Here is a 24,314-nt window from a genome sequence, read left to right as displayed (position 1 = left end):
ACGGTAGAGGCATGAGTGACGTGCCGTTCGGGTTCAGCCCGCACGACCCCGACGACAAGAGCGGGAAGCCGGGAGACAACCCGTTCGACTTCAGCCAGCTGGGCAACATGCTGAGCCAACTGGGCTCGATGTTGAGCAACGCGGGTTCGTCGAGCGGGCCGGTGAACTACGACCTCGCCAAGCAGATCGCGTTCCAGCAGCTGTCCTCGACGACGACCACGATCGGGTTCGCCTCCGACCAGTCGAGTGCGGTCACCGACGCCGTGCATCTGGCCGAGATGTGGCTGGACCCGGTCACGTCGCTGCCCGCCGGCACCCGCACCACGCAGGCGTGGACCGCGCGCGACTGGATCGAGCGCACGATCCCGACCTGGCAGCGCCTGTGCGACCCGGTCGCGCAGCGCATGTCCGGCGCGTGGGTCGAGGCGATGCCCGCCGAGGCCAAGCAGGCGGCCGGCCCGCTGCTGGCGATGCTCGGCCAGATGGGCGGCATGGCGTTCGGCTCCCAGCTCGGCAACGCGCTGGCCCAGCTCGGCGCCGAGGTGCTGACCTCGACCGACGTCGGCCTGCCGCTCGGTCCCGAGGGCACCGCGGCGCTGCTGCCGGCGAACATCGAGAAGTTCACCGAGGGCCTGGAGCGTCCCGCGTCCGAGGTCATGGTGTTCCTGGCCGCCCGCGAGGCCGCCCACCAGCGCCTCTTCACGCACGTGCCGTGGCTGCGGCAGCGCCTGCTCGACACCGTCGAGGAGTTCGCCAAGGGCATCAAGGTCGACACCTCGGCCCTGGAGCAGCTCGCCGGCCAGATCGATCCGTCGAACCCGGCCTCCATCGAGGAGGCCATGAGCTCGGGCCTGCTCGAACCGCAGACCACACCGGAGCAGAAGGCGGCGCTGAACCGCCTGGAGACGCTCCTCGCCCTCGTCGAGGGCTGGGTGGACGTCGTGGTCGACGCCGCCGTCTCCGACCGCCTGCCCGGTGCCGCGGCCCTGCGCGAGACGCTGCGCCGCCGCCGTGCCTCCGGTGGCCCGGCCGAGCAGACGTTCGCGACGCTCGTGGGCCTGGAGCTGCGCCCGCGCAAGCTGCGGGCCGCCTCGGCCCTGTGGAAGCTGATCGGCGACCAGCACGGCGTCGAGGTGCGCGACAGCGTGTGGGAGCACGCCGAGCTCGTCCCGACCGCCGAGGACCTCGACGACCCGCTGGAGTTCGCCGAGCGCCTGACGAACACGCGCAACGCGCTGGAGGACCCGATCGCCGAGCTGGAGCGCACCATGCGCGAGGGCAAGGCTGACGACGGCGACAAGCCGGACAAGCCCGAAGAGGCCTGACCAGCACCTGAACACGTGAAGCGCCCGGCGAGCACACCCTCGCCGGGCGCTTCACGTCGTCCGGGCTTCAGTCTTCTGTGATCCCCAGGCCTGCGGCGGCCGAGAGTCCCTCCAGATAGCCCATGGCCCGCTCGGTCTTCGGGTAGCGGTGGACCCACTCCCAGAAGTCCTTGCCGTGCCCTGGGACCAGCAGGTGCGCGAGTTCGTGCACCAGCACGTAGTCGAGCACCCACGGCGGCACGTCGCGCAGCCGCTCGGACACGCGGATCGTGCCCTCCGTCGGCGTGCACGACGCCCAGCGCGTGCGCATGGGCGGCACCCAGCGCACGCTCACGGGCTCCGCCAGCGAGTCCAGGTAACGCGCCGAAAGCTCGGCGCACCGTGCCATGAGCGCCTCGTCCGATGTGCGCGCAGGGGACTTCCTGCGCGTCTCACTGCGCTGGAGGCGGCTCAACATCTCCGCCACCCAGTGCTTCTCTTCCCCCTTGGTCATCCGTGCCGGCAGAAGGACGACGACGGTGTCGCCCTCCCGGTACGCGCTGACCATGCGGCGGCGCCGGGGGCTCCGCCGCACTTCCACCCGCGGTTCGGCCATGCAGTCACCGTAAACGCCGCCACCGACAAATTTCCGCCCCCAACCGGCGGCAGGCGCGCACCCGGCGGGTGAAGTTCCACCGAACGGCGGCTGGACACGCGCGGGATCGACATGCGCGATTTCGCACGCCTGCGGAGGTACCGTCGCGCCAAGGTCCCCGAGTGTGTCCGCACTCACAACTGCAAGGGAGGGGCTGTGGCCGACACCTACAACGGCTACTGCGTCAAGTGTCGCGAGAAGCGCGACTTCGACGGCAACGTCGAGGAGACCAATGGGCGGCGCATGGCGAAGGGCACCTGCCCTGTCTGCGGTACGAAGATGACGCGGATCCTCGGCAAGGCCAAGGTCTGACGTTTGCGCTGGCAGGGGGCCACGCCCCCTGCCAGTCTTGCCGTCGTGGACACAAGACCTCGCGTGCGTGCAGGACTGGCCGTGGTGCGCAGAGCCCCCGGCGTCGTCCAGGTGGGCATCGACCCGAAGCACGCCGTCGTGATCGACTCGCTGCCCGAGGCGCTGATCGACGAACTGATCGCCCTCGACGGCCGGCACACTGTCGCTGAACTGGGTGAAAGGCTGCGAAGCCGTGGCGGGGACCCCACCCAGCTGGGTGAAGTCCTCTCTTCACTCGAAGAGGCCGGTCTGCTCGACGACGGTCCCCTCTCGAGGGGCGGAACGGCCGCCGTGCACGGGTCCGGGCACCTCGCGCTCTCCATCACTTCACTCCTGGTGGAATCGAGCGTTCAGCTCGCCCACAACGCCGATCTGACCGTGCTGGCGGCGACGCTCGTCCCCGATCCGAACCTCGTGGGCACGCTGATGGCGTTCCGGACGCCGCATCTGGCCGTGCGCGTGCGTGAGGGCGTGGGGATCGTGGGGCCGTTGGTCCTGCCCGGTCGTTCTTCGTGCTTGAACTGCGCGGACCTGCACCGCACCGACCAGGATCCGGCGTGGCCCGTCATCGCGGCCCAGCTCGTCGGCCGGCCCGCCTCGACCGACGTGCTGTTCGCGTCGGCGACGGCGGCGCTGGCCGTGGCGCAGGTTTTGGAGTCGCTGAGCTACGTCCGCGGCCACGACCAAGTCCCTCCGCCCGTGGTGAACGCCACTCTCGAGCTCGACCTCCTGTCCGGTGTTGCTGAGAGGCGAAGCTGGTATCCGCACCCGGACTGTCAGTGCTCCGCACATAACATGGCGGAGTGACCGAGATTCCGCGCAAGGCCGTGCAGCGCACCGCCAAGCTGGCGAGCCTCCCGCTCGGGGTGGCCGGCCGGGTTGTCGGCGGCTGGGGGAAGCGACTGACCGGACGCGCGGCCGACGAGGTCAACGCCGAGGTGACGGCCAAGACGGCGGAGCAGGTCTTCGCGGTGCTCGGCCAGCTCAAGGGCGGCGCGATGAAGTTCGGGCAGGCGCTGAGCGTGTTCGAGGCGGCGGTTCCCGACGAGCTGGCGGCCCCGTACCGCGAGGCGCTGACGAAGCTGCAGACCGCGGCCCCGCCGATGCCCGCCCGCACCACGCACCGCGTGCTCGCCGAACAGCTGGGCGCGTCCTGGACGAAGCGCTTCCAGGAGTTCGACGACGTTCCGGCCGCGTCGGCGTCCATCGGCCAGGTGCACCGCGCGGTGTGGCACGACGGCCGCGACGTGGCGGTGAAGGTCCAGTACCCCGGCGCCGACGAGGCCCTGCGCGCCGATCTGAAGCAGCTGCTGCGGTTCAGCCGCCTGCTGCAGGCGATCATGCCCGGCACCGACGTGCGCCCGCTGCTGGAGGAGCTGCGCGACAGGTACCTGGAGGAGCTCGACTACCGCGACGAGGCCGCGAACCAGCGCACTTTCGCGAAGGCCTTCGAGAACGACCCGCACGTGCTGGTCCCCCGCGTCATCGCCTCGGCGCCCAAGGTCATGGTGACCGAGTGGACCTCCGGCGTGGGCCTGTCGCACATCATCCGCGAGGGCTCGCCCGAGGACCGCGACCTGGCGGGCCAGCTCCTCGCCGAGTTCCACTTCTCGGCCCCGTCACGGTCCGGCCTGCTGCACGCCGACCCGCACCCCGGCAACTTCATGCTGGGCGACGACGGCCGCCTGCGCGTGATCGACTTCGGCGCCGTGGCCCGCCTGCCCGACGGCCTGCCCAAGACGCTCGGCTTGATGACCAGGCTGGCCCTCGACGGCCGCTCCGCCGACCTCGTCGAACTGCTGCGCACCGAGAACTTCATCCGCGAGGGCATGGAGCTGCACGGCGAGGACGTGCTCGGCTACCTGGCGCCGTTCGTGGAGCCGCTGCGCGCCGAGTCGTTCCACTTCACCCGCCGCTGGCTGCAGTCGCAGGCCGAACGCGTGGGCGATCTGCGCAGCCCGGATTCGCAGACGGGCCGCTCTTTGAACCTGCCGCCCCAGTATCTGCTGATCCACCGCGTGACAATGGGCGCGACGGGCATTCTCTGCCAGCTCGACGCCCACGTGACCGCGCACGAAATCGTCGCGCGGTGGCAACCGGGATTCGCCGACTAACTCGTCCGAGTGAATCCCAGGGAAGTTGTCCACAGCTTGGCCCTCACCCCACCTCCACCACGGCCAGCTGCGCCACGATCAACCCATGGCACCCATCGCGACCACCGCTGAACTGCGCAAATCCGGGATCTCCTCACGGGAGGTCCTGCGCCACTGCACCCCCGCCGGCACATGGCAGCGGCTGCTGCCCGGCGTGGTTATGACCACGCCTTCCCCGGCCACTCGTCTCGACCGGCTGCGCGCGGTCCTTTCCTTCGCCGGGCCTTCCTCGGTGATCACGGGAGCCGATGCGCTCGTTCGCCAAGGAGCCGCTCTTCCTCTTCCCAGACACATTCACGTCCTCGCGGGAAGCAATGTGCGAAGAGCGAATCCGTGGATTCTGCTGGAACGCACGACCCGTCCGCCGACCGTGGTGGAACGCCAGGGCCTGAGGCTCGCGAGTGCCGCACGGGCCGCTCTCGACCTGGCCCGGCGAGAGCTGAACCCGCGCGCCATCGCAGAGATCCTCGATGCCGTGGTGAGTGCGCGATTGTGCACGGCGGCGGAACTGCGGGAGGAGTTACGGGTGAGCAGCCGTCGAGGGACGGCACTGGTCAGGCAGGCCTTGAGCCACCTGTACCCGCCTTGATCGCAGGCCGGCGCGGACCCGCTTGTGCCGGACGCACTGCTCGCCGCGTGAGTGACGGACCGCGTCTCCTCGCCCAGCGCTGAGCCGACTCTTCGGCACTGATCGGCCCACTGTGTCGCTGGCACCGTAGGTCAGCAGGCGTGCCCTCCAGTTTGGCGCACGCCGACGGAACTTCGGGAAGAGTTACGGGTGAGCAGCCGCCGTGGAACGGCGCTGGTCAGGCAGGCCCTGAGCCACCTGTACCCGACCTGACCGCAGGCCGATGTAGACCGCTCGTGCCGAGGTCCGTTGCTCGCACCATGCGTAACGGACCATGTGTCTCTGGCACTCCGATCAGAGACATGTGCCCGGCTCGTGCCCACGCCGACGGAACTACGGAAGGAGCCGCAGGCGAGCAACCACCGTGGAACGGCACTGGTCAGGCACACCTTGAGCGACCTGTACCCGACCTGACCACAAGCCGACGTGGAGCGCTCGTGCCGGGCATGTTGCTCGCTCCATGAACGACGAACCGCGTCTCCTCGCCCAGCGACGAGCCGACTCTTCGCACAGATCGGCGCACCGCACCCCTGACACCGCAGGTCAAAGGGCGTGCGCTCCAACCCAGCCGACGCCGTCAGAACTACGGAAGGAGCCACAGGTAAGCAGCCGCCGTGGAACGGCGCTGGTCAGGCAGGCCTTGCGCCACCTGTATCCGACCTGACCACAAGCCGGCGAGGACCACTCGTGCCGGGGCGCGTTACTCGCACCACGAGCGACGGACCACGTCTCCTCGCCCAGCGACGAGCCGACTCTTCGACACCGATCGACCCACGGCACTTCTGACACCGCAGGTCAGGAGGGCGTGTGCTCCAGTCAGGGCCACGCCGTCACGCCTCGCGGACTCTTCCGGCGCCGGACCACCGACCCGCTTTCCAGGTTCCGCACCACCTGATCCGGGTGGCTCACACACACGAGCCCGCACCACCTCAACCCGACCGCTACCTCAGGTCAGACCCGACCCGGCCCGCCGCGCGATCCGCGGCCCAGGTGAGTCAGCGCCAGTACTCGTCCGGCAGCTTGCCCTCGATGTCCCGAACGTGGGTCTTCGAGCACATCTGACACAACCACCGGAGGGACCCACCGGTCCGCTCCGACGACCAGGCCAGGAACTCCAGGTCGGAAACGGAGGAACGCAGCCGCCCACATCTGTGGCACGCCGGCTCCGCCCCAGCGGTCACCGGCGCCGCCCCACGTGCACGGTGTCGGTTTCCAGCAGGAACACGTCCTCGCGGGCGCCGACGTACTCCGAGTCGGAGGGGTTGAGCAGGCGGCGGAGCGCGTCGCGGTCGGCCGGGTGCAGGTGGGCGCTGGTGATCTCGGCCAGCCAGGTCAGGCGGTCGACCGCCCAGTCGCGGACGAGTTGTTTGGCCGGGGCCGGGTGGTCGACGACGAAGCTGAAGGCGCTGATGTCGCCGAGGCCCGCGTCGGCGAGGGCGACGTTCCAGCCGACCGGGAGGCGGACCGAGCCCGTCATCTTCTCGCGCATCGACACGAACCACGAGGCGCGGGCCGCGGCGATGCGGTCCTGCAGGCCGGGCGAGCCGACGCCGAGGTCCCACGGGAGGAAGCGGGTTTCGAGGCCGCCTTCCGCCAGGGCCAGCCAGCCGCCGGGAGCGAGGGCTTCTACCAGGCGTTTCATTCCGCGCAACTGATCAGGGAGGTGGTGGATCACCCGCGAGCCCCAGATGAGCTCGACCGGGCCGGCGTACGACAGCGGGTCTTCGGCGGTGAGGTCGGCCAGTACCGGCTTCACCGACACGGCGCCGTCGGTTTCCGCGCGGGCCGCGGCGCAGGCCGCGTCCAGGAGTTCGGGGGTGGCGTCGACCAGGACCAGGACGCCTCCGCCGTGGTCTCGCAGGGCCGCGGCGAGCGGCACGCTCATGGAGCCGGCGCCGCAGCCGACGTCCATCACGACTGGCGAGTCGGGCAAGGGCTCGATCAGTCTGCGGGCGACCGCGGACAGCGCCTCCGCCTGCAGCGAGCCGTAGCGCCTCATCGCGTGGAGGCGAGCTGACCAGTCGATTCCGTCGTGAGTGTGGTGCGGCACAAAAGGGAACGGTACGGAGGAACGGCCGAGGCCGCCATCCACCTTCTCGTGGATGACGGCCTCAGCTCGAGACTGTCAGAGGTCGAAGCGAGCCGCTCTGCGTCCCGCCCATCGCGACAACCTGCGCCAACGTTGCGCTGACGCGAGGCGGTTCGCCAGGCGTTGCTCTTCAGCGAACCTCTGGGCTTCTTGTATTCGTATTCGGACGAGTTCTTCATTCAGAGACATGGGAGTCAGGCCCTCGTTCAGGTAGGCGGGCATTGCGCTTGCGTTGTGGTTCAGATGCACGGTGTTCACGCCGCCGCCTCCGTCTTGCTGGCAGTGACAACAGTGGCGTCCTTGCGCGGGCGGCCACGGGGCCGCTTGCGCGCGATGACGACACCGCGCTCGAAGATCTCTCCACCCCAGACGCCCCACGGCTCGTGACGAGCGATCGCGCCGGCGAGGCACTCCGCGAGGACCGGGCAGGTCCCGCAGAAGGACTTCGCCTTCTCGAGGTCAGCAGGCGCGTCGGCGAACCAGAGGTCGGGGTTGTGGGTGCGGCAGGGGATGTCGAGCCCCTCCGCGAGGTCCGGAAGTGCCTCGCCCGTGAGCGGGACAGTCGCGGTCAACATCAGGTTTTTCTCCTTGTGTGGGGTACTGCAAAAACACGAAAGCCGCGGACTCTGTGCGAGTCCGCGGCTTTCGTGAGCCTGGTGGTCCTTCGACCCCTTCTATGGGGTCGGCAGGAGCCTTCTCACTTGATGCGCGGACAGCGCATTCGTGTAGTTGTCGACGTCATCGATGGCCGGCAGCGCGATCGGCTGCTCGCTGCGCACTTCGGCACCAACCAGAGCGGTGCCGCGCAGAGCGGTGCCCCGCTCGCGGCCCAGCAGCGCAACTGGCTTGAGGGCAGAGGTGTGCCACATGGCCTGAGCGGATGCGGACGTGCAGAAGCCCTCGGTCAACGGGAGGCCGAGCGCGCGGGAGATGCTGAAGATCTTCACAACGGGCCACCTCCTCCGAACGAGAGAGCTCTGCATCGAGAGCTAGTAGTAGTTCTTCTTCCCCAGACGGGTCCTCCGGACCCGGCATGAGCAGGTTATGACCCCGTACCTGGGGCTCGCAACCTATTTAACGAAACTTGTCCCGATCAGGTGGCGGAGTACCCGACACCGGCTCGGACCAGGCCCAACACGTCGTCGCCGAACTTATCAAGCTTGGAGGCGCCGATGCCCGAGATCGCGACGAGTCCGGCCGAATCCGTGGGTCGCTGCTCCGCGATCGCCATCAGCGTGGCGTCGGTGAAGACGACGTACGCGGGCACCTTCAGCTCCCGCGCGCGTCCCGCACGCCACTGGCGCAGCGACTCGAGCAGCTCCTCGTCCACATCGGACGGACAGGACCTGCATCGGCCGAGCTTGACGGCCTGCGACTCGACCAGCGTCGACGCGCACACCCGGCAGGTCGGCTTCTCCTTCTTCATGAGAGGAGGCCGTTGCGCGCCACCGGACACCCGTGCGGCCGGGTGGTTCTCGGGAACGAGGTTGTAGAGGAACCGCGACCGGCGGCGGTACTTGCGTCCACCGGCGGCGCGCGCCAGCGCCCACGAGAGCCAGATGTGCTCACGCGCGCGCGTCACACCTACATATAGGAGGCGGCGTTCTTCTTCGATCTTCGCCTCGTCGCCGTCCGCGTACTGGATCGGCATCGTGCCCTCGACCAGTCCGACGAGGAACACGGCGTCCCACTCGAGGCCCTTCGACGCGTGCAGCGACGCCAGCGTCACGCCTTCGACCGTCGGCGGGTGCTGTGCCTCGGCACGCATGTCCAGCTCGACGCAGAACCTAGGGAGGTCGGCGTCAGGCGTCGCGGCGGCGAACTCCTCGGCGAGCTCGACGAGCGCGAGCAGCGACTCCCAGCGCTCACGCGCGCTGCCACCGGTCGGCGGCTCGTCGGTCAGCCCGACGCGGTGGAGCGCCGAGCGCACGACCTCGGGCAGGCTGCCATCGGGAGCGCCCGACGAGCGCAGCGTGATCATCGCCTGGCGCACCTCGGCGCGTTCGAAGAAGCGCTCGCCGCCGCGCACCAGGTACGGGATGCCGAGGCCGGCGAGCGCCTGCTCGTACACCTCGGACTGCGCGTTGACGCGGTAGAGGATGGCGATCTCGGACGCCGCGACGCCCTCGTCGAGCAGCGTCTTGACGCGGGCCGCGACGGCGTCGGCCTCGCTCGGCTCGTCGTCGAACTCGTGGAACCGCGGCTTCGGCCCGTCCGGCCGCTGCCCGATCAGTTGCAGCCGAGAGCCGGCCGGGCGCCCGCGCGCCCACTTGATCACGTCGTTGGCGAGCTCGACGACCTGCGGCGTGGAGCGGTAGTCGCGCTCCAGCCGCACGACGACCGCCTCGGGGAACCGGCGCCCGAAGTTGAGCAGCGGCTGCGGCGAGGCGCCCGCGAACGAGTAGATGGTCTGGTTCGCGTCACCGACCACGGTCAGGTCGTCGCGAGCGCCCAGCCACGAGTCGAGCACGCGCTGCTGCAGCGGCGTCACGTCCTGGTACTCGTCCACGACGAAGCAGCGGTAGCGGTCGCGGAACTCCTGCGCGACCTCCGCGTTGTCCTCCAGCGCGCCCGCCGTGTAGAGCAGCAGGTCGTCGAAGTCGAGCAGCTGCGCCTCGGTCTTGAGCTGCTCGTAGGTCGTGTAGAGCTTCATGATCTGCTCGGCGGGCGCCGGGATGTCCCGCGCCGCGCGTGCGGCGGCGGCCGGGTAGTCCTCCGGCGTCAGCAGGGACGCCTTCGCCCACTCGATCTCGCTGGTCAGGTCGCGCAGCGCGTCCGACTCGGTCGGCATGCCCAGCCGGGTCGCGGCGCGGGCGACAACGCGGATCTTCTGGTCGACGAGCTCCCAGCGCGGGCCGCCGATGACGCGCGGCCAGAAGTAACGCAGCTGGCGTGAGGCGGCGGCGTGAAACGTCACGGCCTGTGCGCCGTGCACGTCAAGAGAACGCAAACGTGTGCGCATCTCCCCCGCGGCGCGCTTGGTGAACGTGACGGCGAGGACCTGCGACGGAGCGACGTGGCCGCGTTGGCACAGGTAGGCGATGCGGTGCGTGATGGTGCGCGTTTTACCGGTACCGGCACCCGCGAGCACGCACACGGGGCCACGCGGGGCCTCGACCGCGGCGCGCTGTTCCGGATCAAGCCCCTCCAGCAACGCGTCCATGCCCGGCAGTCTCGCAGATGGCCGAGCTGTGCTAAGTCAGGCTCCCGCTGTGTTCGACAATTCCGGCCAGTATCCTGTGGGTATGGCTGGTAAGCAGGACAAGGCGGCGGCGAAGGAAGCGGCGAAGGTTCGCCGCGCGGCTTCACGCGAGCGGCGCAAGCAGATCTTCGAGGCGTTCAAGATGCAGCGCCGCGAGGACAAGGCGCTCATTCCGATGATGCTGGGCGCCCTGCTCGGCGTCACCGCGATCGCCGTGGTCCTGGGCATCGTCTTCGACGCCGTGTGGATGCTCGTGCCGCTGGGCGTCGCGATCGGCGCGCTGCTGGCCGTCATCATCTTCGGCCGCCGCGTCCAGAGCAACGTCTTCCGCAAGGCGGACGGCCAGCCGGGCGCGGGCGCCTGGGCGCTCGAGAACCTGCGCGGCCGCTGGCGCGTGACCCCCGCCGTCGCGGGCACCACGCAGCTGGACGCCGTGCACCGCGTGCTGGGCCGGCCGGGCGTCGTCCTGGTCGCCGAGGGCGCACCGCAGCGCGTCAAGCCGCTCCTCGCGCAGGAGAAGAAGCGCATCGCCCGCGTCGTCGGCGAGACCCCGATCTACGACTTCATCATCGGCACCGAAGAGGGCCAGGTCCCGCTGAAGAAGCTCCAGTCGAAGCTGATGAAGCTGCCGCGCAACATCACGGCCGCCCAGGTCGACACGCTGGAGACCCGCCTCGCCGCGCTGGCCAGCCGTGGCGCCGCACTGCCCAAGGGCCCGATGCCGGCGGGCGCGAAGATGCGCAACGTCCAGCGCGCCATGCGCCGCCGGGGCTGACCGAACCCGCTCCCACCAGCACGAAGAGGCCCGCCGCACGAGATGTGCGGCGGGCCTCTTCACGTTCTCAGCGGCTAGCGGACCTTGATGACGACGGTGCCGGCCGCCTTGTCGTGCAGGCAGCGGCCGTCCGAGTCCCACACCAGCGCCGGGATCAGCGGGAAGATGAGCACGGTGCGCAGCAGGGCGCGCGGCAGGTGCACGAACGTCTTGCCGTCGATCCGCGCCACCCGCAGCCCGAGCAGCGCGTGTCCCGGGGTGAACCCGAAGAACGCGACCGCGACCACCGTGATCACGAACCAGGCCAGCAGGCTCCAGTTCTTCGGCAGGTCAGGCTGGGTGAAGACCGCCGCGACGCCCGCGGCGAGGAGGAAGTCGACCAGGATGGCCAGCGTGCGCCGCCCGATCGAGGCGATGGAGCCCGGTCCCTCCTTGGGGAAGCCGTGACGCTCACCACGCCAGCGCTGTTGCGTGCCGTCGTTCGAGTCTTCACCCGGCGACAGCACCGAATTGGGTCCTGACAGCCACGAACCGGTCCACCTGCTCACCCCACCAGAGTAAAGCCGTGCTCAACGGGTGAGCACTGGCAGGTCGCCTTGCCCACTTGGACGGTCCCGTTAACACTGGCGAAACATCGGAGTGACGGACGGGCAACACCGCCGACATACGGTCACTCGCGATGACCAGCCGTTGTCCATAGTCAAGGAGTCGACGAGGGTGTTCAAGAATTCCGACGAGGTGCTGAAGTTCATCACCGACGAGGGCGTCAAGTTCGTCGACGTGCGGTTCAGCGACCTGCCCGGCGTGATGCAGCACTTCACGCTGCCCGCCAAGGCGTTCGACGCCGACGCGATCGAAGAGGGACTCGCCTTCGACGGCTCCTCCGTGCGTGGTTTCCAGTCCATCCACGAGTCGGACATGCTGCTGCTGCCCGACCTGTACACCGCGCGCCTCGACCCGTTCCGGATCGAGAAGACGCTGATCGTCAACTTCTTCGTGCACGACCCGTTCACGCGTGAGGCGTACAGCCGCGACCCGCGCAACATCGCGCGCAAGGCCGAGCAGTACATCACCGACTCGGGCATCGCCGACACCGCGTACTTCGGTGCCGAGGCGGAGTTCTACATCTTCGACTCCGTCCAGTTCGACACCACCGCGAACGCCAGCTTCCACAAGATCGACGCGGTCTCCGGCTGGTGGAACACCGGCCGTGAGGAAGAGGGCGGCAACCTCGGCTACAAGGTCAAGTACAAGGGTGGCTACTTCCCCGTCACCCCGAACGACCACTACGCCGACCTGCGCGACCAGATGGTCCTCAACATGGAGGCCCAGGGCTTCACGGTCGAGCGCGCCCACCACGAGGTCGGCACCGGCGGCCAAGCCGAGATCAACTACAAGTTCAACACGCTGCTGCACGCCGCGGACGACCTGATGCTGTTCAAGTACATCATCAAGAACACCGCGTGGCAGGCCGGCAAGTCCGTCACGTTCATGCCGAAGCCGCTGTTCGGCGACAACGGCTCGGGCATGCACACGCACCAGTCGCTGTGGAAGGACGGCTCGCCGCTGTTCCACGACGAGAGCGGCTACGCGGGTCTCTCCGACACCGCCCGCCACTACATCGGCGGCATCCTGCACCACGCGCCGTCGCTGCTGGCCTTCACCAACCCCACGGTGAACTCGTACCACCGCCTGGTCCCGGGCTACGAGGCCCCGGTCTCGCTGGTCTACTCCCAGCGCAACCGCTCGGCGTGCGTCCGCATCCCGATCACGGGCAACAACCCGAAGGCCAAGCGCATCGAGTTCCGCTGCCCCGACTCCTCGGGCAACCCGTACCTCGCCTTCTCGGCGATGGTCATGGCGGGCCTCGACGGCGTGAAGAACAAGATCGAGCCGCCGGCCCCGATCGACAAGGACCTCTACGAGCTCCCGCCCGAGGAGGCCCGCGACGTCAAGCAGGTCCCCGCGACGCTGGACGCCGTGCTCGACAACCTCGAGGCGGACCACGAGTTCCTGCTCGAGGGTGGCGTGTTCACGCCGGACGTGATCGACACCTGGATCTCGTACAAGCGTGAGCAGGAGATCGACCCGCTGCGTCTGCGCCCGAACCCCTACGAGTTCGCGCTGTACTACGACGTGTGATCGGTTGAGCTTTGCGTTGAAGGCCCGGCGGGACGTCCCGCCGGGCCTTCGGCCGTTCTAGGCACCGAGCAATGTCACTGTGGACGACGACCCGCTGACCCGGACGTTGGACACGAGGACGTCGGCCTCACCGCCGGTCGGCAGCTTGATCCGGGCCTCACCGCCGGTGAGGGCTCCTGCGGCCGTGCCGGCGCCGGACAGCTGCCACTGACCGCCGTCGTTCACGGTCTCGATCAGATCGACGCGGTCCATCACGACCGCGTTGCCGTCCGCGTAGATGAGCCGGGCCGGTCCTGAGTAGCTGAACATCAGTTCTCCCCTGCCGGATCTCCCTGACGCTGGAACACACGTACAGGGCGGCCGCGGGGTTCACGTGATGATCCGAAGAGGACCTGCGGGCTCACGCGGCGAGCCGGGAGCGGACCTCCATCAGGGCCTCGCCGAGCAGGTTGAGGCCGAGCCACTGCGCGGGATCGGCGGCACGCGGGTCGGACGCGACGAGGCCGATGCCCCACACCCGGTCCTGCGGGCTGGCCTCGACGAGAACGCGGGAACCCGTGCCCAGCAGGTAAGAACGCAGTGCGGGGTCCTGGCCGAACTTCGCCAGGTTGCCCTCGACCACGATCTCCAGGCGCGCGGAAACCCACTCGGCGTCAGAAAAGCCCGAAACCTCACGGCCCAGTGCCTTGGCCTCGCCCGGTGTGCGGGCGGCCAGCACGCGCTCGGCCACGGAGGTGTCGCCGAAGAGCAACGCCTTGCGCCACATCATGTAGTGCTCGGCCGACGAGAAGTCCTGCCCGTCAAGGGAAAAGGAGCACGGCCACCACTGCGACAGGCAGCCCTTGCCGATGGCGCCGTCACGTTCGGGCCGGTGGCCCCAGAAGAACAAGTACTTCACGAGGCGCCAGGCTAGCGACCTAGCCGCGTGATTCCTCGGGATTTTCGTCCGGCTCCAGCATCTCGGGCTCGCGCCACGGCTCGGACCTCGTCGGCCCGTTGGCGCGCAGCTCGTTCTCGACCTCCTTCTTCAGGTGGTCGTCCTTCACGAAGCCGTGCTGATCACTTCCGCGTTGAGTCATGCATCAGGCGTACCCGGACTTCCGACGGGAAATCACTTCGGCAGCGGGATTCCCGCGATCGTGATGGCGGCGCCCGTCGGGGCGAACTGGCCGGAGATCGACGAGAACGTCAGAGTGAGCGAGTTCACACCCGTGCCGAGCTTCTCGTCGAGCACGACGGTGCCGGAAGTGGTGGTGCCCTGGGTGACGAGGCCGTCCCACTTGCTGCTCGATGCCGCGTAGGTGCGGTTCAGATCGTCCACCACGGCGATGCCGACGACGGGGAGGGTCATCCTGGCCTGGGAGGCGTTCGTGGCCGTCACGAAGAGTTTCACGCGGCCGTTCGCGGCTTCCACGCGAGTGACTTCGACTGTCAGCATGCCGCGCTGCTGCTTGAAGGAGCCCGTCGTGACCTTCACGTCCGCGGACGGCTCGGTCGTTTCCAGTGCGCCATCAGGGGTTTCGACACCGTTCGACGTAGTCGTCGTGGCGGTGACGTTCGGCTGCGCGGCGGAGTTGTTGCCACTCAGTGCATATTCGATCACACCGAGTAGTGCGAGCACACCGGCAGCCACGCCCGCGATGGCGATCACGGTCTTTCCTCGGCGCGTGACCCTGCGATGCTGCATGACTTCCTCTGCTAGACCCCCGACGAACCACAGCTCCCCCACTGAGCGCGCCCAGTCTCATCTCGATTGGGTGAAACGTCAATGCGCTAGGGTCCGCGCGTGTCTCAAGATGTCGCCGAATTCACGGCTCCGCAGCTGCTCACCACCCACATCTTCGACTCGGCACCCGATGCTCTCGAAGCGGTTCAGGCCGCTGACGTGCTCGACCTCGGTGTCCGCGTCTACAACCGGCTCGTGCCCGACACCGACGACGCGGAAGCGTTGGAGGAGGAGTGGGTGGTCGAGATCTACACCAGCGCTCCCGCGGTGGACCCCGATTCCGACGAGGACTGAGCAGTTCCAGAAGTGGGGGCACGCCGCGAGGTGTGCCCCCGAACCTGAAGAAATACCTGAAGATTTCAGACGGTCAGTACAACTTTTCCTCGCACATGGCCACCTTCGAGCAGCTTGTGCGCCTTCACGGCCTCCGCCAACGGAAAAGTCTGTTGCACCTCGACGCGCAGCTTCCCGGCCGCGACCAGGTCCACCAGCCACTGCGTCTGCTCCGCGTTCGGCCGCGCCCAGGTGTTGACCACACCGTTCTCCCGCGCCCTCGCTCCATCCACAATGGACGTCATCCGCGCCCGGTCGCGCACCAGCTGCAACGACTGGTCGAACGCGAGCCCTCCCGCGTTGTCGACCACCACGTCGACCAGGCCGTCGCCGCCGACGAGCTCCGCGACCGCGTCGACCAGCGCGTCACCGTAGGCGACTGGTTCGGCCCCGAGCGAGCGCACGAAGTCGTGGTTGCGCGGCGACGCGGTGCCGATCACCCGCGAGGCTCCCAGCTCACGCGCGATCTGCACCTGGAGGTGCCCGACGCCGCCGGCGGCCGCGTGCACCAGGACGACGTCACCGGAACCGATGCCGGTCGCCTTCAACGACTGCAGCGCCGTCAGCCCGGCCAGCGGCAACGCGCCCGCGGTCACGAAGTCCACCGTGGACGGTTTGCGCGCGATCATCCGGTCCGGCACCGAGGCCGACTCGGCGCAGGTGCCGAACTGCACGTGGTCCTTGCGCGCGTACGCGAGCACCTCGTCGCCCGGCTTCCAGTCGTACACGCCGACACCGACCGCTCGCACGACGCCCGCCACGTCCCAGCCGGGGATCAGCGGCAGGTGGTGCGGCAGCAGCCCCTGCAGGTACCCGGCTCTGATCTTGCAGTCCACCGGGTTCACCCCGGCCGCGCGCACGTCCACCAGGACGTGATCAGGCCCGATCAGCGGGTCGGGCAGTTCCTGCAACGACATGACCTCGGCGTCACCGAACCGGGTATACGCGATCGCTTTCACGGTTTCTCACCGTAGAAGACACGCTCCGCCACCGCACGTGCACGACGAGTGGTCCTGCGGTACTCCTCCAGGAACTCGCCCGGATCACCGCCCGGCTCGTAGCCCATCACCGACGCGACCGCGACGAGATCACGCCCGGACGTCGGCAGCTGGTCGGAGGCCTTGCCCTTCACCAGCATCACGGCGTTGCGCGCCTGCGTCGCGAGGTTCCACGCGGTGGTCAGCGCGGCGGCGTCCTCGGCGGCGAGCAGGCCGGCCTCGACGGCCGCCCCCATCGCGGCCATTGTGGACGGTGTGCGCAGGCCCGGTACCGCGCCGGAGTGCTGCAGCTGCAGCAACTGCACGGTCCACTCGACGTCCGCGAGCCCGCCGCGCCCGAGCTTGGTGTGCGTGCCCGGATCGGCGCCCCGCGGCAGCCGTTCCGCGTCGACCCGCGCCTTGATCCGCCGGATCTCCCGCACGGACACCGCGTCCAGACCGGCGGCCGGGTACCGCAGCGGCTCGATCAGTTCCTCGAAGTCGGCCCCCAGCGCGGCGTCGCCCGCGATGAACCGGGCCCGCAGCAGCGCCTGCTTCTCCCAGAGCTCGGCCCACTGCCGGTAGTACGCGCGATAGGAGTCCAGCGTCCGCACCAGCGGCCCCTGCCTGCCCTCCGGCCGCAGGTCCGCGTCGACCTGCAACGGCGGGTCCTGCGACGGCGCGCCGAGCAGCCGCCGGATCTTCTCCACGACCCCGCTCGCCCACTTCACCGCCTCGGCGTCGGACACTCCCTCGTGCGGCCGGCACACGAACATCACGTCCGCGTCCGAGCCGTACCCGAGCTCGTGCCCGCCGAGCCGTCCCATCCCGATCACGGACAGCGCGGCCACGGGTTCGCCGGACGCGCGCACCGCCGCGTCCAGAGCGCTCTGCAACACCGAACCCCACACCTCGGACAGCGAGACGCACACCGTCTCCAGCGGCATGAACCCCAACAGGTCGGCGGCGGCGATCCGCAACATCTCGTGGCGCCGCAACGAGCGTGCCGCCGCGATCGCCCGCGCCGCGTCGCCGTACCGGGAAACGGCGCTGCGCAAGGGTTTCCCGATCGAGTGCGGATCACCGCCGACCAGCGCCTCGGTGTCCGCGAGCAGCCGCAACACCTCCGGCGCGCGCACCAGCAGGTCCGGCACGAAGCGCGACGTGCCCAGCAGCACCGCGAGCCGTTCGACGACAGCGCCCTCGTCGCGCAGGAGCCTCAGGTACCAGGGGGTTTCCGCGAGCGCCTCGGACACCTTCCGGTACGCGAGCAGCCCGCCGTCCGGATCGGGCGTGCCGGCGAAGAGGTCGAGCAGCACCGGCAACAGGGCGCCCTGGATGCGAGCCCGCCGCGACATCCCGTGCGTCAACGCCTGGATGTGCCGCAACGCGCCGTCCGCGGACATGTAACCCAACGCCGCCAGCCGCGCCACGGCCTCCTTCGTGGTGAGCCGCAACGCCTCGGTCGGCACGCCCGCCACGGACTGCAGCAGCGGCCGGTAGAACAGCTTCTCGTGCAGCCGCCGGACCTGGTTGGCGTGCTTGCGGAACTCCGCGAGCAGCACCTGCCCCTCGGACTTCTGCCCGTCCGCCGAGAGGCCCGCCGAACGCGCCAGCCACCGCAACGTCGTCGCGTCGTCGTCGGCCGGGAACAGGTGCGTGCGCAGTAAACGCTGCAACTGCAGCCGGTGCTCCAGCGTGCGCAGGAACCGGTACGAACGCCCGAACTCCGCCGCGTCCTCGCGCCCGACGTACCCGCCCTGGCCCAGCGCGGCCAGCGCGGCCGTCGTCGCCTGGATGCGCAGGTCCTCATCCGAACGCCCGTGCACGAGCTGCAGCAGCTGGACCGCGAACTCGACGTCGCGCAGACCGCCGCGGCCGAGCTTCAGCTCGCGTTCGGCGAGCCCGGTCGGCACGTGGTCCTCGACCCGGCGCCGCATGGCCTGCACGTCCTCGACGAAGTTCTCGCGCTCGGCCGCCGTCCACACGTAGGGCCGCACGACGTCGAGGTACGCCTGCCCCAGCTCGGCGTCACCGGCGACCGGCCGTGCCTTCAGCAGCGCCTGGAACTCCCAGGTCCGCGCCCACTTCTTGTAGTACGACGCGTGCCCGTCCAGCGTGCGGACCAGCGCACCCGCCTTGCCCTCGGGCCGCAGCGCCGCGTCGACCTCGAAGCACGACTGACCTGCGATCTGCATCATCGTGCTGGCCAGCCGCGTCGCCACACCCAGATCGCCCTCGGCGACGAACACGACGTCGACGTCGCTCACGTAGTTCAGCTCGTTCGCGCCGCACTTGCCCATCGCGATCACCGCGAGCCGGCAGCGGTCCGCGCCGTTCACCCGCTCCGCGGCGAGCTTCAGCGACGCCTTCAGTGCCGACACGGCCAGATCGGACAGTTGCGCCGCCACGGTGTCGTACGGGACGTACAGCAACTCCGGCTCGACGACGTGCGCAAGGTCGTTCGCGGCGACGAGCAGCAGCTTCGCCCGGTACTCCGTGCGCAGCACGTCGCCGTTTGCCAGCTCCAGCGACACGTCGACCCCGTCGGTCAGCGAACGCCACCGGCCGGGGTTCGCGACGAGGAAGTCCGACAGCGCGGTGGACGAGCCGAGCACCGCGAGCAGACGCCCGCGCACCACGACGTCCTCGTGCAGCGCGGCCGACAGGGCGTCCCAGTCGGCGACGGCTTGGAGGCGCTCCAATCCGCGTAGGGCGAGATCCGGATCGGGGCAGCGGGACAACGCGGACATCACCGCTTCGGAACCCTCGGTGGGCCGGCGGTCGGCCCACAGGCCGAGGCCGCGCAGCACTTCCTCGCTGCGCGGTTCGGTGAGCCCGAATCTTGCTGGTGACGCGTGGCGCACTGGTTCGCTCATCGTGAGCCAACCCTAATGCCCTCACACGGCTAGAAGACGATCAGTGAAAGCCCGTAGAGCACGACCGCCACGCAACCGGCGAAGCTCGCGTACGCGAGCACCTTCTTGTCACCCGACAGTGCGCGGATGCCGACCACGAACAGGGTCACGACCAGAACCGTGGCCAGCAGCGTGGCGCCGAAGACCTGGAGCAGCGCCGTCCAGTCGACCTTCATGCCGCCACCTTGTGCAACTCGGCCTGAGCCGCGACCTCGTCGACGATGTGCTCCGGCTTGATGGGCTCGCGCCGCGCCAGGATCCAGATGACGACCGACACCACGATTCCGATGGTGGCGACGCCGATGATCCCGACGGCGCCGGTCGACGCCCACTTGCCCGCGAGTGCTCCGACGATGCCGGCGGCGGGCAGCGTGAACAGCCAGCCGGCGGCCATCTTGCCCATGGTGCCCCAGTTGACGCCGTGCCGGTCGCGGCCGAGGCCGGAGCCCATGATGCCGCCGGACGCGACGTGCGTGGTGGACAGTGCGAAGCCGAGGTGCGACGACGCGAGGATCGCCGTGGCCGTCGAGGTCTGCGCCGCGAAGCCCTGCGCGGGCTCGATGGTCGTCAGGCCGCGGCCCATCGTGTGCGTGATGCGCCAGCCGCCGAGGTACGTGCCCGCCGCGATCGCGAGACCGGCGCTGACGATCACCCACGTGGGTGGGCCGGAGCCGGGGGCGAGCGAGCCGGACGTGATCAGCGCGAGGGTGATGATGCCCATGGTCTTCTGCGCGTCGTTCGTGCCGTGCGCGAGGGAGACGAGCGAGGCGGACGCGACCTGGCCGACCTTGAAGCCGGTGTGCGAGACGCGCGGGTCCGCCGCCTTCTTGAGCCGGTAGACGACGATCGTGGCGATGGCCGCGACCAGACCGGCGACCAGCGGCGCGACGATCGCGGGCACCAGGACCTTGTCGACGACCTTGACGAAGTGGATGGCGTCCACACCGGACGCGACCCACGCCGCACCGATCAGGCCACCGAACAAGGCGTGCGACGAGCTCGACGGCAGGCCCACGTACCAGGTGACGAGGTTCCACATGATCGCGCCGACCAGCCCGCCGAAGATGATGGCGGGCGTGATCTGCGCGTCGTCGACGATGCCGCCGGAGATGGTCTTGGCCACCTCAACGGAGAGGAAGGCGCCCACGAGGTTGAGAACCGCCGACAGCGCTACCGCCGTGCGGGGCTTCAACGCACCCGTGGCGATGGAGGTGGCCATGGCGTTGGCCGTGTCGTGGAACCCGTTGGTGAAGTCGAAGATGAGAGCAGTGATGACGACAATGATCACCACAAGAGCGGGATCCACAGTGATCCTCCGGCTGGATCGAGCAAGCTGTCCAGGAGATTACGGTACCGCCAACGGAGGATGTCTTAAAACCTACGAAAGTAACGTCACACCAGCGGAAGACGTGTTCCCGAGCCCAGCGCGGGCAACAGTTCTCCCCGAACGAGTTTCGCGAATCGGCCGACGAACGGCTGCCACACCTCTTCGAAGTCGCGGTGCGCCTGCTCGAGGAACTCCTGGTCGAAGTGGTGCGCACGCGCACATGAAGCGGATTCAGGATCCTTCGCGGCCCAGTTCAAGACGATTTCCGGCGTCGTCTCGATGTGGAACTGAAGGCCGTAAGCGCTCTCGCCGACCCGGAACGCCTGATTCGGATATTTCGGGGACGCCGCGAGGTGCTCGGCGCCGGGCGGCAGCAGGTGCACCTCGTCGTTGTGGAACTGCAGCACGTCCGGCGTGAACGGCAGGTCCGCGAACAGCGGGTCGCCGGCCGCGGCGTCTCGCTTCGCCACCAGCAGCACACCGACCTCAGGCCCCTGCGGTCCTTTGCGGACCTGGCCACCGGTGGCGGCCGCGAGCAGCTGCGCACCTAGGCAGATCGCGAGGGTGGGCAGCCGCTTCGACACGGCACTCGACAGCAACCGGCGGGCGTCCGCGAGCCACGGGTGGTCGAGGTCGTCGAGCGCGCCCATCTCACCACCGAGACAGACGACGCCCTGGTAGCCGTCGAGGTTCTCCGGCGCGGGCTCGTCCTTGAGCGCCACGAGGTCGAGGACGATGCCTTCGGCTTCGAGCCAGTCCCCGAGCTTGGCCAGCGGGTCTGACTGCGAGGGCTGCAGGACGAGCAGGCGTGGTGCGTTCACGCACCCGAGCCTATGTCGGCTCAGGTCAGCAATGACACGCGACCTTGGATACGCCGGCTCCGATGAGCTGGTCCGACTCGACCGGGTAGCCCGCCTCCCGCCAGGCCGTGATCCCGCCCGAGAGCCGCTTGACGCGGTATCCCCGTTGCGCGAGCGCGAGGGCGCCCTTGGTCGCCGCGTTGCACTGGAAGCTCTCGCAGTAGCAGATGTAGACCAGGCCCGGATCGAGGTCGAGCTGCTCCGGCAGGTCGCGGTAGGGCAGGTTGATGGCGCCGGGGATGCGCGCCTGCGCAAACGCTTCCGGGGCGCGCGTCTCGACGAGGACGTAGCCCTGGGTGTTGCCGTCCACCATGTCGCGGTGCACGTCGTCGGGGTCGGCCTCGAACGCGAGTTCGGCGGCGAAGTGCGCGGCGGCGGCGTGCGGGTCGGCGGCGGGGAAGCGCAGTGCGTTCGTCATGCCATCGATCCTGCTGGGAGCGCTCCGGTTCGGACATGCGGAAGTCCAGGCGTTCGAGCCGTTCTCCTTATGATTTCCAGGTGGAACTCGACGCCGTGGACTGGAAGATCCTGTCGCTGCTGCAGCGGGACGGCCGGATGTCGTTCAGCGCGCTGGGCCGTGTCGTCTCGCTGTCCGCGCCGGCGGTGACCGAACGGGTGCGGCGCCTCGAGTCGCTGGGCGTGATCACGGGCTTCACCGCGGTCGTGTCGCCTTCCCGGCTGGGCCTGCCGATCGAGTCGATCGTGCGCGTGCGGGTGCGGTCGCTCGACACGCCGCGGTTCCGCTCGCAGGTCCTGGTCCTGCCGCAGATCCTCGACGCCGACCACGTGACCGGCGACGACTGCTGGCTGCTGCGGGTCGTCTGCCGATCGATGGTGGAACTGGAGGAGCTCGTCGAAGTGATGCAGCGCTACGGCGACACGACGACCTCGCTCGTGTTCTCCTCCCACGTCCGCAACCGCCCGTTGTCACCCGACCTGCTGGCCTAGTGGTGTGGCTCGGAAGGTGTACGGGGGCGTGGTGGCGGCGCCGCGAGGCGCCCTGCTGAGCGCGGATCACCTCGCCAACGTGCCGAGTCGCGCCACTAGCCCCAGCTGTACTCGGACCAGTCGGAGACGGCGCGGAAGCCGATGCCCTGGTAGACGGAGTTCGCCGTCGGGTTGGCGAGGTCCGCGGTGAGCACGACGTGGTCGACTCCCTCGCCGTACGCCCACTGGCTGACCGCTGCGGTGGCCGCGGCCGCGTAGCCGTGACGACGGTGTTGGGGAGGGGTGTAGACGGGCCCGACCCTGGACACGCCTCCGATCGGAGCGGTGCTCGCCGCCCACGACACCGGGACGCCGTCGACCTGCCACACGACGTGCCCGGCCGGCATCCACCGGCTGTCCGCCGCCCTCTTCTCGGCCTCGGCTCGCGGCAGTCCGTCCAGTTCGGCCGCGAAAGCGGTCCACCAGTCGGTGATCAGGTCGTCGTCGGCGGGCGTGGCCAGCCTCGACTCACCGAGGACGTCCGGCACCACCAGGTCCTCCAGCCGGTAGAGCCGCAGGGCGTAGAGCTCCTTGCCACCCTCCCGCCAGAGCGTGCGGAAGGCGTCGACCCGCTCCCGCGTTCCGGTGACCTCGTTGACCTCGCGGTCTCCGAGTGCTGCGACGACGAGCGGAGCCGCGGCCGGTGGCATCGCGGCGACATGGAGCGGACGACCCTCCATCTGGGTCACCGCGCCGACCACGGTTCCGTTGTCGTGCAACGAGATCAACGCTGTCGGTGCCCTGCGCCCCTGCACTGCGGCGTCCACGCTGGTCAGGTGCACGCTGTTGTTCACGGGGTCGGCGTTGAGGAAGTCGCCTGCTACCGCGAGGAAGTCGTGGATGTTGTCGTGGCTCAGTGCTTCCACCAGAACTCCGCCCAGTCGTCGAGTGGTTCGTAGCCGATGCGTTGGTAGATCGAGTTCGAGGTCGGGTTGGTCAGGTCCGCGAAGAGCAGGACGTCGCTGGCGCCCTGGTCCAGTGCCCATCGGGTGGCGACCGCGGTGACCGCGGCGCCGTAGCCGTGCCTGCGGTGCTCGGGCGGGGTGTAGACCGGGCCGATCCTCGACATGCCGGCCTGCGGGCGACTCGCCACGGCCCAGGCGACCGGTGTGCCGTCGATCACCCAGAGGACGTGGCCCTGGCCGAGACGCAGCGAGGTGCGCATGGCTTCGGCCGTCGGTGCCGCCGGCGCTTCGGGAACGGCCTCGCTGAGGAACGCTGTGCGCCAGGCACCTAGGAGATCTACGTCGTCTTCGGTGGCCGTGCGGCTGGCGCCTTCGACCCGCGGTGGTGCCAGTGTGCTCAGGCGGTACTGCCTGGTGGACAGGGATTCCGTGTAGTTCCTGCCTGTTGCTGTGGCGAAAGCCTCTGATCTTTCGCGCGGGCCTGTCACGCCGGGAGCGTCCGGGTCGATCCTGGCGGCAACGGTGGCCGCCAGCTCTGCCGCGGGCAGGGGGAGGTCTGCCGCTTGGAACGGCCAGGGTGGTGTTCGGATCAGGGAGCCGATCACTTCGCCGTTCTCGTGGAACGTGATCAGGATCGGCGGTTGTTCGGTGGCCGGCGAGCGGCGGATGCGGTCCAGCGAGGTGAGTGCCACGGTGTTTCGCACCGGATCGGCTGTCAGCCGATCGTGGGTAGCTGCGTCGAACGAGTCCAGCGTGGCGTGCACGACGGCGTCCATGGGTCCATCAGATCAGAGGACGCAAGCGGAAATCCGGGCATGCAAAAGACCCCTGAGGGGAGCACCAAAGTGCTCGACCCTCAGGGGTCTTCTGGAAATAATGTTCGGCGACGACCTACTCTCCCACACCGTAACCAGTGCAGTACCATCGGCGCAGAAGGGCTTAACTACCGGGTTCGGAATGGGACCGGGTGTTTCCCCAACGC

The 24,314-nt window shown here is 69.1% G+C and carries 27 protein-coding genes and 1 rRNA gene; 9 read left to right on the top strand and 19 right to left on the bottom strand.

Annotated elements, in window-relative coordinates:
- Window positions 1-11: 11 nt before the first annotated feature.
- Complete coding sequence (locus AB0M48_RS43925; RefSeq protein WP_363854802.1) at window positions 12-1,325, top strand: zinc-dependent metalloprotease; 1,314 nt, start codon at window positions 12-14, stop codon at window positions 1,323-1,325.
- A 67-nt stretch (window positions 1,326-1,392) separates the two neighbouring features.
- Here AB0M48_RS43925 and AB0M48_RS43920 read toward each other — a convergent pair whose 3' ends face one another.
- The gene (locus AB0M48_RS43920) at window positions 1,393-1,920 is read right to left on the bottom strand and encodes a M48 family metallopeptidase (RefSeq protein WP_090068096.1); all 528 of its coding nucleotides are present in this window, start codon (window positions 1,918-1,920) and stop codon (window positions 1,393-1,395) included.
- A 195-nt stretch (window positions 1,921-2,115) separates the two neighbouring features.
- Here AB0M48_RS43920 and AB0M48_RS43915 point away from each other — a divergent pair, with 195 nt between their 5' ends.
- The 4 genes from AB0M48_RS43915 to AB0M48_RS43900 all read left to right on the top strand — a co-directional run bounded on the left by AB0M48_RS43915 (window position 2,116) and on the right by AB0M48_RS43900 (window position 5,052).
- Window positions 2,116-2,271 (top strand): DUF5679 domain-containing protein, encoded by a 156-nt coding sequence (locus AB0M48_RS43915; protein WP_169746029.1) that lies wholly within the window; start codon window positions 2,116-2,118, stop codon window positions 2,269-2,271.
- A 45-nt stretch (window positions 2,272-2,316) separates the two neighbouring features.
- Window positions 2,317-3,117, top strand: a complete 801-nt coding sequence (locus tag AB0M48_RS43910) for a TOMM precursor leader peptide-binding protein (protein ID WP_363854800.1) — start codon at window positions 2,317-2,319, stop codon at window positions 3,115-3,117.
- On the top strand, window positions 3,114-4,424 hold the full coding sequence (locus AB0M48_RS43905; RefSeq protein WP_363854798.1) for an AarF/UbiB family protein: 1,311 nt from the start codon (window positions 3,114-3,116) through the stop codon (window positions 4,422-4,424). Before AB0M48_RS43910 ends, AB0M48_RS43905 begins: the two co-directional genes overlap by 4 nt.
- An 85-nt stretch (window positions 4,425-4,509) precedes the next feature.
- Window positions 4,510-5,052 (top strand): hypothetical protein, encoded by a 543-nt coding sequence (locus tag AB0M48_RS43900; protein WP_363854795.1) that lies wholly within the window; start codon window positions 4,510-4,512, stop codon window positions 5,050-5,052.
- Between the two features lie 1,216 nt (window positions 5,053-6,268).
- On the opposite strand, the gene AB0M48_RS43895 is transcribed toward AB0M48_RS43900, so the two are convergent.
- The 4 genes from AB0M48_RS43895 to AB0M48_RS43880 form a co-directional block, all read right to left on the bottom strand.
- Window positions 6,269-7,090 (bottom strand): class I SAM-dependent methyltransferase, encoded by an 822-nt coding sequence (locus AB0M48_RS43895; RefSeq protein ID WP_363854793.1) that lies wholly within the window; start codon window positions 7,088-7,090, stop codon window positions 6,269-6,271.
- A gap of 344 nt (window positions 7,091-7,434) precedes the next feature.
- Window positions 7,435-7,755: a WhiB family transcriptional regulator gene (locus AB0M48_RS43890; RefSeq protein WP_030481533.1), complete on the bottom strand. Its 321-nt coding sequence runs from the start codon at window positions 7,753-7,755 to the stop codon at window positions 7,435-7,437.
- Between the two features lie 99 nt (window positions 7,756-7,854).
- On the bottom strand, window positions 7,855-8,127 hold the full coding sequence (locus AB0M48_RS43885) for a hypothetical protein (RefSeq protein ID WP_363854789.1): 273 nt from the start codon (window positions 8,125-8,127) through the stop codon (window positions 7,855-7,857).
- Window positions 8,128-8,273: 146 nt separating this feature from the next.
- A complete protein-coding gene (locus AB0M48_RS43880) occupies window positions 8,274-10,343 on the bottom strand; it encodes an ATP-dependent DNA helicase UvrD2 (RefSeq protein ID WP_363854786.1) in 2,070 nt (689 codons plus the stop codon).
- Window positions 10,344-10,425: 82 nt separating this feature from the next.
- Here AB0M48_RS43880 and AB0M48_RS43875 point away from each other — a divergent pair, with 82 nt between their 5' ends.
- The gene (locus tag AB0M48_RS43875; protein ID WP_363854783.1) at window positions 10,426-11,157 is read left to right on the top strand and encodes a DUF4191 domain-containing protein; all 732 of its coding nucleotides are present in this window, start codon (window positions 10,426-10,428) and stop codon (window positions 11,155-11,157) included.
- A 74-nt stretch (window positions 11,158-11,231) separates the two neighbouring features.
- Here AB0M48_RS43875 and AB0M48_RS43870 read toward each other — a convergent pair whose 3' ends face one another.
- On the bottom strand, window positions 11,232-11,705 hold the full coding sequence (locus tag AB0M48_RS43870) for an RDD family protein (RefSeq protein ID WP_363854781.1): 474 nt from the start codon (window positions 11,703-11,705) through the stop codon (window positions 11,232-11,234).
- A gap of 169 nt (window positions 11,706-11,874) precedes the next feature.
- Between AB0M48_RS43870 and glnA the strand changes: the two genes are divergently transcribed.
- Entirely contained in the window at window positions 11,875-13,299 is a 1,425-nt protein-coding gene (glnA, locus tag AB0M48_RS43865; protein ID WP_363854778.1) for a type I glutamate--ammonia ligase, read from the top strand.
- A 57-nt stretch (window positions 13,300-13,356) separates the two neighbouring features.
- On the opposite strand, the gene AB0M48_RS43860 is transcribed toward glnA, so the two are convergent.
- The 4 genes from AB0M48_RS43860 to AB0M48_RS43845 all read right to left on the bottom strand — a co-directional run bounded on the left by AB0M48_RS43860 (window position 13,357) and on the right by AB0M48_RS43845 (window position 14,950).
- Window positions 13,357-13,608: a hypothetical protein gene (locus AB0M48_RS43860; protein WP_363854775.1), complete on the bottom strand. Its 252-nt coding sequence runs from the start codon at window positions 13,606-13,608 to the stop codon at window positions 13,357-13,359.
- 91 nt (window positions 13,609-13,699) lie between these two features.
- Window positions 13,700-14,197, bottom strand: coding sequence for an NADAR family protein (locus AB0M48_RS43855; protein ID WP_363854772.1), 498 nt, complete (start codon window positions 14,195-14,197; stop codon window positions 13,700-13,702).
- 19 nt (window positions 14,198-14,216) lie between these two features.
- On the bottom strand, window positions 14,217-14,378 hold the full coding sequence (locus AB0M48_RS43850) for a hypothetical protein (protein ID WP_363854769.1): 162 nt from the start codon (window positions 14,376-14,378) through the stop codon (window positions 14,217-14,219).
- Window positions 14,379-14,410: 32 nt separating this feature from the next.
- The gene (locus AB0M48_RS43845) at window positions 14,411-14,950 is read right to left on the bottom strand and encodes a hypothetical protein (RefSeq protein WP_363854766.1); all 540 of its coding nucleotides are present in this window, start codon (window positions 14,948-14,950) and stop codon (window positions 14,411-14,413) included.
- Between the two features lie 135 nt (window positions 14,951-15,085).
- On the opposite strand from AB0M48_RS43845, the gene AB0M48_RS43840 reads away from it, so the two are divergent.
- A complete protein-coding gene (locus AB0M48_RS43840) occupies window positions 15,086-15,319 on the top strand; it encodes a hypothetical protein (RefSeq protein WP_266039400.1) in 234 nt (77 codons plus the stop codon).
- Window positions 15,320-15,384: 65 nt separating this feature from the next.
- Here AB0M48_RS43840 and AB0M48_RS43835 read toward each other — a convergent pair whose 3' ends face one another.
- The 6 genes from AB0M48_RS43835 to AB0M48_RS43810 all read right to left on the bottom strand — a co-directional run bounded on the left by AB0M48_RS43835 (window position 15,385) and on the right by AB0M48_RS43810 (window position 21,858).
- Window positions 15,385-16,317 carry an NADP-dependent oxidoreductase gene (locus AB0M48_RS43835; RefSeq protein WP_363854763.1) on the bottom strand — a complete coding sequence of 311 codons (933 nt, stop codon included), beginning with the start codon at window positions 16,315-16,317 and terminating at the stop codon, window positions 15,385-15,387.
- Window positions 16,314-19,214, bottom strand: coding sequence for a bifunctional [glutamine synthetase] adenylyltransferase/[glutamine synthetase]-adenylyl-L-tyrosine phosphorylase (locus AB0M48_RS43830; protein WP_363854760.1), 2,901 nt, complete (start codon window positions 19,212-19,214; stop codon window positions 16,314-16,316). The genes AB0M48_RS43835 and AB0M48_RS43830 overlap by 4 nt, the downstream gene beginning before the upstream one ends.
- A gap of 29 nt (window positions 19,215-19,243) precedes the next feature.
- Window positions 19,244-19,429, bottom strand: a complete 186-nt coding sequence (locus AB0M48_RS43825) for a hypothetical protein (RefSeq protein WP_363854757.1) — start codon at window positions 19,427-19,429, stop codon at window positions 19,244-19,246.
- Window positions 19,426-20,559, bottom strand: coding sequence for an inorganic phosphate transporter (locus AB0M48_RS43820; RefSeq protein WP_363854754.1), 1,134 nt, complete (start codon window positions 20,557-20,559; stop codon window positions 19,426-19,428). The genes AB0M48_RS43825 and AB0M48_RS43820 overlap by 4 nt, the downstream gene beginning before the upstream one ends.
- Before the next feature lie 86 nt (window positions 20,560-20,645).
- On the bottom strand, window positions 20,646-21,401 hold the full coding sequence (locus tag AB0M48_RS43815) for a type 1 glutamine amidotransferase (RefSeq protein WP_363854751.1): 756 nt from the start codon (window positions 21,399-21,401) through the stop codon (window positions 20,646-20,648).
- Between the two features lie 25 nt (window positions 21,402-21,426).
- Window positions 21,427-21,858, bottom strand: coding sequence for a rhodanese-like domain-containing protein (locus AB0M48_RS43810; protein ID WP_363854748.1), 432 nt, complete (start codon window positions 21,856-21,858; stop codon window positions 21,427-21,429).
- A gap of 80 nt (window positions 21,859-21,938) precedes the next feature.
- On the opposite strand from AB0M48_RS43810, the gene AB0M48_RS43805 reads away from it, so the two are divergent.
- Entirely contained in the window at window positions 21,939-22,388 is a 450-nt protein-coding gene (locus tag AB0M48_RS43805; protein WP_363854745.1) for an Lrp/AsnC family transcriptional regulator, read from the top strand.
- 95 nt (window positions 22,389-22,483) lie between these two features.
- Here the strand turns inward: AB0M48_RS43805 and AB0M48_RS43800 are convergent, their stop codons facing one another.
- From AB0M48_RS43800 to rrf, 3 genes are all read right to left on the bottom strand, one after another.
- A complete protein-coding gene (locus AB0M48_RS43800; protein WP_363854742.1) occupies window positions 22,484-23,293 on the bottom strand; it encodes a GNAT family N-acetyltransferase in 810 nt (269 codons plus the stop codon).
- Entirely contained in the window at window positions 23,281-24,108 is an 828-nt protein-coding gene (locus AB0M48_RS43795) for a GNAT family N-acetyltransferase (protein ID WP_363854739.1), read from the bottom strand. The genes AB0M48_RS43800 and AB0M48_RS43795 overlap by 13 nt, the downstream gene beginning before the upstream one ends.
- Window positions 24,109-24,210: 102 nt before the next feature.
- Window positions 24,211-24,314, bottom strand: a 5S ribosomal RNA gene (gene rrf, locus AB0M48_RS43790); the annotation flags it as partial.

Origin of the sequence: Lentzea sp. NPDC051208 (assembly GCF_040682435.1) — a bacterium.
In the GTDB taxonomy this organism is placed as follows: Bacteria; Actinomycetota; Actinomycetes; order Mycobacteriales; family Pseudonocardiaceae; genus Lentzea; species Lentzea kristufekii.
Note: the sequence above shows the minus strand (reverse complement) of the source record. Positions and strands in the feature narration are given on the sequence as shown.

What these genes read in the sequence shown, in the direction of transcription:
- AB0M48_RS43895 (WP_363854793.1), bottom strand. Translation starts at nt 7,090, where the DNA reads ATGAGGCGCTACGGCTCGCTGCAGGCGGAGGCGCTGTCCGCGGTCGCC.
- AB0M48_RS43860 (WP_363854775.1), bottom strand. Translation starts at nt 13,608, where the DNA reads ATGTTCAGCTACTCAGGACCGGCCCGGCTCATCTACGCGGACGGCAAC.
- AB0M48_RS43795 (WP_363854739.1), bottom strand. Translation starts at nt 24,108, where the DNA reads ATGGACGCCGTCGTGCACGCCACGCTGGACTCGTTCGACGCAGCTACC.
- AB0M48_RS43920 (WP_090068096.1), bottom strand. Translation starts at nt 1,920, where the DNA reads ATGGCCGAACCGCGGGTGGAAGTGCGGCGGAGCCCCCGGCGCCGCCGC.
- AB0M48_RS43830 (WP_363854760.1), bottom strand. Translation starts at nt 19,214, where the DNA reads ATGAGCGAACCAGTGCGCCACGCGTCACCAGCAAGATTCGGGCTCACC.
- AB0M48_RS43875 (WP_363854783.1), top strand. Translation starts at nt 10,426, where the DNA reads ATGGCTGGTAAGCAGGACAAGGCGGCGGCGAAGGAAGCGGCGAAGGTT.
- AB0M48_RS43880 (WP_363854786.1), bottom strand. Translation starts at nt 10,343, where the DNA reads ATGGACGCGTTGCTGGAGGGGCTTGATCCGGAACAGCGCGCCGCGGTC.
- AB0M48_RS43825 (WP_363854757.1), bottom strand. Translation starts at nt 19,429, where the DNA reads ATGAAGGTCGACTGGACGGCGCTGCTCCAGGTCTTCGGCGCCACGCTG.
- AB0M48_RS43925 (WP_363854802.1), top strand. Translation starts at nt 12, where the DNA reads ATGAGTGACGTGCCGTTCGGGTTCAGCCCGCACGACCCCGACGACAAG.
- AB0M48_RS43810 (WP_363854748.1), bottom strand. Translation starts at nt 21,858, where the DNA reads ATGACGAACGCACTGCGCTTCCCCGCCGCCGACCCGCACGCCGCCGCC.
- AB0M48_RS43890 (WP_030481533.1), bottom strand. Translation starts at nt 7,755, where the DNA reads ATGTTGACCGCGACTGTCCCGCTCACGGGCGAGGCACTTCCGGACCTC.
- AB0M48_RS43850 (WP_363854769.1), bottom strand. Translation starts at nt 14,378, where the DNA reads ATGACTCAACGCGGAAGTGATCAGCACGGCTTCGTGAAGGACGACCAC.
- AB0M48_RS43900 (WP_363854795.1), top strand. Translation starts at nt 4,510, where the DNA reads ATGGCACCCATCGCGACCACCGCTGAACTGCGCAAATCCGGGATCTCC.